Genomic DNA, 8,010 nt, shown 5'->3' with positions numbered 1-8,010 from the left:
TGGAAGACGCGGTGCGGTTCGCCGATGGGCGACCAGCCGCGCTGCACCGGGGGCGAAGCACTGAAGCCGGACTGATCGAAGTAGAACAGCTGGCACGCATTATCGCGCGCGGCCTGCTCCAGTTTCGCGAGGGTGGCGGCCTTCACGGCGAACTCCTCGGCGTTACGTTTTTTTTGAGCGAGTAGCGGCCACGTTTGTACGAAAACTTCGCGCGTTTAAGCGCGACCGACAGTGTCTCCAGACGACAGGGAAACGGAACACCATGAACTTCTTCGACGCGTTGAGCAATCTGTTTGAGCGTCATCGATTCGGCGCTGGCCGCCTCGATGGCGGTACCAATCATGGCTTCGGACAGTGCCCGGGGACGGCCGCCTTTATGGCCGACCAGCAGACCGCACAGCCCGCTGTCGTGCCAGGCGTGCATCCAGTTGTACACGGATTTGTCGCTCACCTCGAGTTCAAGCGCCGCTTCATGGACCCGTCGGCCGCTGTCGAGCAGCAACAGCCCCAGACCACGGGTACGAAAGTCTGCATGAGGGTGGTAGCGCGACAACTGTTGCAAGGTCTTCTTCTCCGCTTCGCTCAGTTCAACAATGCATTTCATGGACAGGTCATTGGATTGGCTCGCCCATCAGACACGGCATCATGAAATTCGTTTACTCGGAATACTTAGTATTAATACCCTCCTCGCTCCTCTTTCGATTTGTGTGGCATAGCGCCTTTATAAGACTCCGCAAGATCCGCTGCCGCCCGACTGAGAAGCCCCGTATCAGTACCAACGGCCACAAACGTTGCTCCGGCTTTGAGATACTCATCGGCGAAAGAACGGTCTGGCGCAAGCACACCGCTCGCCTTTCCCGCTGCAGAAACCGTTTTGATCCCGGACAGAATCGCCTGCCGGACGGCGGGCTCACCGGGCTTACCAAGGTAACCCATCGACGCACTCAGATCGGCCGGTCCAAAGAACACGCCGTCGACACCCTCGACATTCGCGATTGCCGCCAAATTCGACATCGCGGCTACCGTTTCAACTTGCACCAGCACGCAGAGCTCATTTGCTGCATCGTTCAAATAGCCCTGCACTCTGTTCCAGCGTGAGGCTCGAGCAAGCGCGCTGCCCACACCTCGATTGCCTACCGGCGGGTATCTGGTTGCCGAGACAGCTTCTTGAGCTTGTGCGGCGGTATCGATCATTGGTAGCAGCAAGGTCTGCGCGCCAATGTCGAGGAATTGCTTGATCAGCGCCGTATCGCTTTTAACTGGTCGCACAACGAGATGGGACGGGTAAGCAGCGACTGCTTGCAGCTGGGCAAGCGTACTGCGCACATCGTTTGGTGCGTGCTCGTTGTCGATCAGCAGCCAATCAAAACCTGCGGTCGCCAAAAGCTCCGTCACGTACCCGTCGGCGAGCGCCGCCCATAGTCCAATTTGCGGGCGCCCCTCTTTCAAAGCCTGCTTGAAGTGATTCTTAGCAAGAAGCATGGGATCTGTTTAGACGAAGTTGAGGGCAATGCCACCGAGCGGACCATAGTCCACGTGGAATGTGTCACCTGCTCGCGCCGCAATCGGGCTCGTGAACGAGCCACTTAGAATCACGTCGCCCGCGTTCAGGCTTTCATCATAAGGCGATATTTTGTTGGCGAGCCACGCGACTCCGGTAGCCGGGTGATTTAGCACCGCCGCAGCCAGCCCACTCTCCTCGATGCATCCATTTTTATACAAAAGTGCGCCGACCCAACGCAGGTCGACGTCCATCGGTTTTACCGGCCGGCCACCAAGTACGATTCCGGCATTCGCGGCAAAGTCGGAGATTGTGTCGAAGACTTTACGGGGTGCCTTCGTTTCGCGGTCGAACTGCTCGATCCGCGCATCGATAATCTCGACAGCAGGCGTGACATATGCGGTCGCGTCGAGCACGTCAAAGAGGGTGACGCCCGGCCCCTTGAGCGGTTTATTCAGCACAAACGCTAGCTCTACTTCAACCCGCGGTGCGATGAAGCGATCGGCCCTTATGTCCTGCCCGCTCTCGATGAACATGCTATCAAGCAACGGCGCATAATCGGGCTCGTCAATCTGCGACGACCGTTGCATTGCGCGCGACGTCAGGCCGATCTTCCGCCCTTTGATCACATGCCCTTCCGCAAGTTTTATTTTTACCCATTCGCGCTGTATTGCATACCCGTCTTGAACAGTCATATCAGGATATGCGGCGGAAAAATGCCTCAACTGGGTTCGCGTTTTCTCGGCGCGATCGAGTTGTCCTGCTAAGTCGCGAATTGTCTGCTCATCTAACATGACTGACTCTTAAAAAGTTAACCAGCCTTAAGGCGCGCGTGAAGACTATTGTGTTTCCAGGTGCCCGCTTGGTTGAATTCGTTGATCTCCAACGAAAGCGCAATTCCTCGTCGTTCAAAAGCTTCAGCGAAATGTCTGTCAATCACGGCAAAAAGTGCGTCACCGGTGGCTTTTTTGACAGCATCGGAACGCCCCGCCCCGATCTTCAGGATCCCATGCAGGAACGCTGCGTCGGGTCGGCCGTCTGCGACACAATATTGATGGTATTCGACTGCACGCACCCGGATGCCTCCGAGAGGGTACACGCGCTCATCGTCGTCGCGTTGCGCATCCAGGCAGACCGCCAAGCTCTTGCAGAGCTGCCCGATACTGGCCGCGTCTGCCAAGTTGGCACTATATTCAAGCGTCAAATGCGGCATGATTTGCCCTTCAACGGTTATGCAGGAAGTGGTGTGACGGGAAAAATCGCGTTGATCTGACCCGTGCCCGAGCTTCCGAAATAGGGTGTCACGACTTCCACCTTGCCGTCGTAGCGGTCCCACCCGAGGGATCCCAGCAGCATGGCGGTGTCATGCATCCCGCCCTCGCCCCAGCATTTCTCGTTGTATAGCGGAAGCATCTCGCAAAACGTCTTCCAGTCTCCGTTTTCCCACAATGAGACGACGCTTCGATCCGCCTGCTCGAGGAACGGATTCCACACCTTGTTCATGAACTGCTCAGCGGTTCCATTGTTCGCGAAATGATGACTCAACGAGCCGCTCGCAAGAATGGCAACAGTGCCCTCATAGCGTTCCTCGATTGCCTTGCGCACCGCAAGGCCGAATCTCGCACTGGTTTCGAGGTCATGCCACATGCACCAGGCGGAAATAGAAACGGTCTTGAAATGCTGATCAGCATTCAAGTAGCGCATCGGCACGAGCGTGCCGTATTCCAACTCAAGCGTTGTCTTGCTGTGAGCACGTGTTTTGACGCCCATCTCATTGGCCACTTCAGCGATCACATTGCCTAGCTCCGTGTTTCCTGGATAGGCGTAGGGCATGTTGTTGATGAAATGAGGCAGCTCGTTGCTCGTGTATATGCCCTCGAAATGTTCGGCGCAGTTGATGTGATACTCACTGTTCACCAGCCAGTGGACATCAAAAACCACAATCGTGTCCACGCCCAGATCCCGGCAACGACGTCCGATCTCGTGATGACCGTCAATCGCCGGCTGACGGCAGCCTTTGTTTGGGCCGTCAAGCTCCGAGAGGTACAACGACGGGACGTGTGTCACCTTTGCTGCCAACGCTAATTTACCCATCGTCGCCTCCTCAGGCTCGTTCGCAAATGCAGGACTGAGTTCGCATGTGGCTTAAACGCCCCATCGTGGAATGTGATGTGATCCAAGCGATACAGAAACGTTCTTCGGTTCCAAGAACACTTCGTAACTCCAGGTTCCCCCTTCCCGCCCAACCCCCGAGGCTTTCGTCCCGCCAAAAGGTTGACGAAGGTCGCGTACATTCTGGCTATTTACAAAGCACATCCCTGCTTCGACTGCCGCTGCGACGCGATGAGCGCGCCCCGCGTTTTCCGTCCAAACGTAACTTGATAAGCCATAGGAAATATCATTGGCGATCCGAATCGCATCGGCCTCGTCGTTGAACGGGATCAGACAAGCGACTGGGCCGAAAATCTCCTCCTGCGCGATGCGCATGCGATTATCTACGTCCACGAATACAGTGGGCGCTACGAAATTGCCCTTGCGCATCGCATCTGGCAGATCTGGAATCTCCAAGCCGCCACACGCCAGTGTCGCTCCCTCCTTGGGACCCAATTCGATGTAGCTGCGAACCTTCGACAGGTGACCCTGACTGATCATTGGTCCAACGATTGTCTTGTCGTCAAGTGGATCGCCGACGGTCAGGTTTTTCGCACGCTCAACGAAGCGGTCTGCAAACTTCGCATAGATCGATTTCTGTACCAGGATCCGGGAGCCTGCCGTACACCGTTCTCCGTTGTTGGAGAAGATCATGAACACGGCGGCGTCCAGCGCGCGCTCGAAGTCTGCGTCATCGAAAATCACAAAGGGTGATTTGCCACCAAGTTCCATCGAGAATTTCTTGAGCCCGGCTGATTGCACGATCCGATTGCCGGTTGCCGTCGATCCGGTGAACGATATGGCATGTACGTTCGGATGCCCGACCAGCGGCTCGCCTGTCTCTTTGCCGTACCCGTGCACCACGTTCAGCACGCCCGGCGGAATCCCAGCTTCCAACGCCAGATTCCCCAGCATGGATGCTGTAAGCGGAGACAACTCGCTCATCTTGAGCACGGCTGTATTACCAAAAGCCAGACACGGCGCGACCTTCCAGGTGGCCGTCATGAACGGAACGTTCCATGGAGAAATGAGCGCGCACACTCCAACGGGGTGAAAGAGCGTGTAATTTAAATGCGTATCCGTGGGATACGTGTGGCCATCCACGCGGGTACACATCTCGGCGAAGTAGGTGAAATTGTCAGCAGCGCGCGGCACAAGTTGCTTACCCGTCTGCGAAATGGTCTGCCCTGTATCCTTCGTTTCCGTCTCCGAGATTTCCGGAACGTTTTTGGCAATCAACTCGCCAAGTTTTCTAACAAGCTTGGCGCGCTCGGTGGCAGGCTTTGCAGCCCATTTTGGAAACGCGCCCTTCGCCGCCCTGACCGCGGCATCGACGTCCTCCGCAGTTCCGCTAGCGACCTCCGCCAACACCTCCTGAGTAGCAGGATTGACCGTCTCAAAATAGTCACGGGAGGCCGCAGACTTTCCGTTAATCAAATGTTCGATTCGCATTTCTTGCCCCAGTCAGACGCGGCCAAATTCAGCTTCTGAAGCGATTACGTTGATAAGACGGCCCAATCCGTCGATCTCGCAGACGACTTCGTCGCCCGCGTTGACGTTCACGACACCATCAGGCGTGCCGGTCAGAATGACGTCGCCCGGTGCGAGCGTCATGAAGCCGCTCAGGTACTCGATCAATGCAGGGATGTCGGTAACCAAATCACGCGTGTTACCTTTTTGCTGGAGCGACCCATTCACATATGTGCGAAGGTCTAATTGGGTGACATCTGGCACATCGGCCGCGTCGACAAACCATGGACCGAGCACGGTTCCTCCATCGCGGTTTTTTACACGCAGATTCGGGCGATAATAATTTTCAAGGTAATCGCGAATGGCGTAATCGTTGGCAACCATATAGCCGGCGACATAATCCATTGCATGGTCGCGAGACACTTCCTTTGCCGAGCGTCCGATCACTACAGCCAGCTCACACTCGTAGTGCATGAATTTGACGTCGGACGGCCGCCTCGTAACGCCCCGATGTCCAATGACCGTGCCTGGCCCTTTGAGGAACACCAGAGGCTCTTCCTGTTTCGAAAACGCTAGCTCCTTCGCATGTTCGGCATAGTTCAATCCGAGGGCGATGATTGTGCCGACTTCGATCGGCGCGAGCCATACAACATCCTCTTCCCGACACACGCGTCCGTCTGATAGCCGAACTCCAATTTCGTCCGGATAGGCCTCGTGAATGGCTCCCCTATAGGCTACGCGACCTCGCTTCATCGAGCCTCTCCTGCGTGTTCAGTTTTACTCACAAATGACATGATAAGGGGCGCCCAGTTATCGATCGCAATGCTCGCCTCGTCGCCTGGTCCAGCGGTGGGTGATCCATACGGAACACCCATTGTTAGTACGTCTCCGGGAACAAGCGTCATGAAGTCCGTTACGTCGGATAGAAGCTTCGCTACGCTTCGCACCGCGGTGGCCGTGGTCGACGAGGACACCTGAATTCCGTTAACAGATACGGAAATGGACACTGAGTCAGGGTCTTTTACGTGCCTTGACGCTACGAGAACGGGCCCAACCACACAGAAGCCGTCCCGCGCGTGCATCCGCACCGATGGGCGATAGACGCTCACATGAGGAACGCAGAGATCACCAACAATCGTGTAACCGGCGACATAGTCATATGCCTCGCCAACACTGAGCCTTGATGCTGTATGCCCGATAATGATGCCAAGCGATCCACCAACCTGAACACCTGAACCGTCGGGAACCACAACGCTCGATCCGTGACCCGTAAGCGAATTGCGAGGTTTCACATAGAGTATTGGAGCAGCAGGCGGCGCCTTGTACGGAGCCTCGTGCACTGCTTCGCCCAGCGCTTCAAGCGCCGGGCGATCGTTGAGCAGTGTCCCGTAGACCGCACCGGAGACGGGCGGACGGCAGACAACCCCGCGTTCCAAAAGTACAAGGGCCTCGCGTGCATTGACGTCTCGCGGCAACGCTTCGTCGTGTAGATGGATGCGATGATCGGCAAGGGCAAACATAGGTCTATTCATCTCCAGCCAAATTCACTAATATGTGAGTGATACTGTCATTGCTATCATCTACAGTCAAGTGCTCGTCACGCTTGTAGGGGTTTTTCCGGATCAACAGAACAGAGGACAGATTTGCTAACGATATGAACGCTCCAATCGTCACCGGTATGCTGCATCGTAATCTTCCAATGCTGCTGCTTAGAGCAAGGGAAAAAATGATGGAGCGTTTTCGGCCCGTAATCGCCGCCCATGGGTTAACAGACCAGCAATGGCGCGTTATCCGCGCTTTGCACGAACACGGGCCGTTGGAACCCCGACAAATAACTGAGATCTGCACGATTTCAAGTCCAAGTATGGCTGGAGTGCTCGGACGTATGGAGGCAACAGATCTGGTTGTAAAAGAGCGCTTTGCTGACGATCAACGAAGGGTCCGAGTCTCGTTGACATCGGCAAGCACAAAGTTGGTAGCCCTGATCTCAAGGGAGCTCGAAGAGCAATATAGTCAGCTTGAGCTTAAAGTCGGACCCGACGTCGTTAAGCGTGTGTACCAAGCGGTGGACGACCTCTTGTCCGGTCTTGAAGCGCGATGAATGTTTTCCCATGTATCCTTTTCGTGAGCTGCGATGGGCAAGCATACGAACGCGGGGGAAACGCGCGTTAGGGTACTTTTTCGGCGGCGAATATCTTCTAGCTTCTAGTCAACATGCGGGAATCGATGTACGCCGCAATGATAAACCGAGCCCGGTAACGCGGTGAGGCCAACCACGGGGCGTCGCAGCGAGGCTCAGGGTAATCTTGCCCACGCCTCCATCGCCGAAGCCATAACCCGGATGCGGCGTCCCGGGAGAAATGTCTTTGCTCGTTGTTCAGGGTGGCCTTGTCACGGCATTGACCTTACCTACGAGACGGTGCGACGCTGGTCGGTGAAGTTTGGCCTGTGCATTGCCCGGCGCATCCGCTCTACCGCACTGGCCCGGGGCGACAAGTGGCGCCTCGACGAAGTGGTGGTCACCATCAACGGCAGGAAGCACTGGCCCCCCTGCGTCACAATAGTTGTCGCCTCTGAATTTTCCTATTGAAGAGATCAGAGGTGGTAGATTGAAGACGAAACAAACGTATTCAGCCGAGTTTAAAGAGCAGGCGCTTGCGAAGGTCCTTAACCGCGGAAGCCGTACAGTAGGATCCGTGGCCGACGAATTGAACATGAATGCACTGACCTTAAGGAAGTGGATGAGAGGTAGCGCCCGGACCGTGTCAATGAGTTTGCGACACCTGGGTGTTTACATTCAGTGAGCAAGCGTCAAGTTTTATGCGGGTTTGGGATTCCTTCTTTTTGGGTGGGTTGATCCATGCGGCGACGGGCAATTCGGGTGGTCG

Annotated in this window: 10 protein-coding genes; 2 read left to right on the top strand and 8 right to left on the bottom strand. The window is 55.8% G+C overall.

Features of this window, described 5'->3' with window-relative positions:
* Nucleotides 1–142: 142 nt before the first annotated feature.
* The 8 genes from ACRXB1_RS24505 to ACRXB1_RS24470 all read right to left on the bottom strand — a co-directional run bounded on the left by ACRXB1_RS24505 (nucleotide 143) and on the right by ACRXB1_RS24470 (nucleotide 6,642).
* Nucleotides 143–562 carry a helix-turn-helix domain-containing protein gene (locus tag ACRXB1_RS24505; protein ID WP_449493510.1) on the bottom strand — a complete coding sequence of 140 codons (420 nt, stop codon included), beginning with the start codon at nucleotides 560–562 and terminating at the stop codon, nucleotides 143–145.
* A gap of 113 nt (nucleotides 563–675) precedes the next feature.
* A complete protein-coding gene (hpaI, locus tag ACRXB1_RS24500; RefSeq protein ID WP_449493509.1) occupies nucleotides 676–1,482 on the bottom strand; it encodes a 4-hydroxy-2-oxoheptanedioate aldolase in 807 nt (268 codons plus the stop codon).
* 9 nt (nucleotides 1,483–1,491) lie between these two features.
* Nucleotides 1,492–2,295 carry a 2-oxo-hept-4-ene-1,7-dioate hydratase gene (gene hpaH, locus ACRXB1_RS24495; RefSeq protein ID WP_449493508.1) on the bottom strand — a complete coding sequence of 268 codons (804 nt, stop codon included), beginning with the start codon at nucleotides 2,293–2,295 and terminating at the stop codon, nucleotides 1,492–1,494.
* 17 nt (nucleotides 2,296–2,312) lie between these two features.
* Nucleotides 2,313–2,714, bottom strand: coding sequence for a 5-carboxymethyl-2-hydroxymuconate Delta-isomerase (locus tag ACRXB1_RS24490; protein WP_449493507.1), 402 nt, complete (start codon nucleotides 2,712–2,714; stop codon nucleotides 2,313–2,315).
* Nucleotides 2,715–2,731: 17 nt separating this feature from the next.
* Nucleotides 2,732–3,595 carry a 3,4-dihydroxyphenylacetate 2,3-dioxygenase gene (gene hpaD / locus ACRXB1_RS24485; RefSeq protein ID WP_449493506.1) on the bottom strand — a complete coding sequence of 288 codons (864 nt, stop codon included), beginning with the start codon at nucleotides 3,593–3,595 and terminating at the stop codon, nucleotides 2,732–2,734.
* Between the two features lie 51 nt (nucleotides 3,596–3,646).
* Complete coding sequence (gene hpaE, locus ACRXB1_RS24480) at nucleotides 3,647–5,104, bottom strand: 5-carboxymethyl-2-hydroxymuconate semialdehyde dehydrogenase (RefSeq protein ID WP_449493505.1); 1,458 nt, start codon at nucleotides 5,102–5,104, stop codon at nucleotides 3,647–3,649.
* 12 nt (nucleotides 5,105–5,116) lie between these two features.
* Nucleotides 5,117–5,875: a fumarylacetoacetate hydrolase family protein gene (locus ACRXB1_RS24475; RefSeq protein WP_449493504.1), complete on the bottom strand. Its 759-nt coding sequence runs from the start codon at nucleotides 5,873–5,875 to the stop codon at nucleotides 5,117–5,119.
* Nucleotides 5,872–6,642 carry a fumarylacetoacetate hydrolase family protein gene (locus ACRXB1_RS24470; RefSeq protein ID WP_449493503.1) on the bottom strand — a complete coding sequence of 257 codons (771 nt, stop codon included), beginning with the start codon at nucleotides 6,640–6,642 and terminating at the stop codon, nucleotides 5,872–5,874. Before ACRXB1_RS24470 ends, ACRXB1_RS24475 begins: the two co-directional genes overlap by 4 nt.
* 179 nt (nucleotides 6,643–6,821) lie before the next feature.
* Between ACRXB1_RS24470 and hpaR the strand changes: the two genes are divergently transcribed.
* Nucleotides 6,822–7,223 carry a homoprotocatechuate degradation operon regulator HpaR gene (gene hpaR / locus ACRXB1_RS24465; RefSeq protein ID WP_449493511.1) on the top strand — a complete coding sequence of 134 codons (402 nt, stop codon included), beginning with the start codon at nucleotides 6,822–6,824 and terminating at the stop codon, nucleotides 7,221–7,223.
* A gap of 463 nt (nucleotides 7,224–7,686) precedes the next feature.
* Entirely contained in the window at nucleotides 7,687–7,926 is a 240-nt protein-coding gene (locus ACRXB1_RS24460; RefSeq protein ID WP_449493502.1) for a transposase, read from the top strand.
* Nucleotides 7,927–8,010: the final 84 nt, after the last annotated feature.

The organism is Caballeronia sp. M23-90, from assembly GCF_053574605.1.
The sequence above is the reverse complement of the archived record's forward strand: the minus strand, read 5'-3'. Positions and strand labels throughout refer to the sequence as shown.

Bases quoted from the DNA above. Each gene is read 5' to 3' on its own strand.
- hpaI (WP_449493509.1), bottom strand. From the start codon at position 1,482: ATGCTTCTTGCTAAGAATCACTTCAAGCAGGCTTTGAAAGAGGGGCGC.
- ACRXB1_RS24490 (WP_449493507.1), bottom strand. From the start codon at position 2,714: ATGCCGCATTTGACGCTTGAATATAGTGCCAACTTGGCAGACGCGGCC.
- hpaR (WP_449493511.1), top strand. From the start codon at position 6,822: ATGCTGCTGCTTAGAGCAAGGGAAAAAATGATGGAGCGTTTTCGGCCC.
- ACRXB1_RS24475 (WP_449493504.1), bottom strand. From the start codon at position 5,875: ATGAAGCGAGGTCGCGTAGCCTATAGGGGAGCCATTCACGAGGCCTAT.
- hpaE (WP_449493505.1), bottom strand. From the start codon at position 5,104: ATGCGAATCGAACATTTGATTAACGGAAAGTCTGCGGCCTCCCGTGAC.
- hpaD (WP_449493506.1), bottom strand. From the start codon at position 3,595: ATGGGTAAATTAGCGTTGGCAGCAAAGGTGACACACGTCCCGTCGTTG.
- ACRXB1_RS24470 (WP_449493503.1), bottom strand. From the start codon at position 6,642: ATGTTTGCCCTTGCCGATCATCGCATCCATCTACACGACGAAGCGTTG.
- hpaH (WP_449493508.1), bottom strand. From the start codon at position 2,295: ATGTTAGATGAGCAGACAATTCGCGACTTAGCAGGACAACTCGATCGC.